The 723-nt window shown below is 46.5% G+C and carries 1 pseudogene; it reads left to right on the forward strand.

Features of this window, described 5'->3' with window-relative positions:
* A pseudogene (locus CIK04_RS31560) lies at window positions 1-723 on the forward strand (IS30 family transposase); the annotation flags it as partial.

Genomic DNA, 723 nt, shown 5'->3' on the forward strand with positions numbered 1-723 from the left:
CACGGCGGGCACAGCAAATGGCTCGTAACCGGCTGAGCCGCTCGCGCAGAAACAAGCGCTACAGCAAAAGCGACTTTAGGTTACCTGAGGCCTTGCTACGACTGGATTGGAGCCCTGACCAAATCGTCGGATATCTAAGAATGAGAGGCTATCCAACAATGAGCCACGAGCTCATTTATCAGCACATTTGGAACGACAAAGCTCTCGGTGGAACCCTATGGAAACACCTACGCCAATCTACTAAGCAAAGGCGTAAAAGGTACAACTCAAAAGACAGTCGAGGACGGCTTGCAAATAAAGCCGTCAATATTACGAAAGACCAAGAAAACCGCTGAGCATCGAAAAGAGCCAGGTCACTGGGAATTGATACTGTCGTTGGCCGCGGAACCAAGCACTGTATCGTGACTTTAGTCGACAGAATGACTGGCTACACTTTTATCGGGCAAATGGACGATAGAACAAGCGAGTCGCTCAACGTAAGAATGAGCAAAATCATGACCCGCTCTGACTTACCTTTTAAGACGATAACTTCGGATAACGGCACTGAATTTCATGGTTACGCACAACTAGAAAAACACCATAACTGTCTGTTTTACTTTGCAAATCCATACCACTCATGGGAGCGAGGCACTAATGAAAACACCAATGGTTTGATACGACAATACTTACCAAAACGAACTTCCATGTCACACGTGACACAGAAGCTATGCAATGAAATTGCAC

It is taken from the genome of Vibrio sp. 03_296 (genome assembly GCF_002265885.1).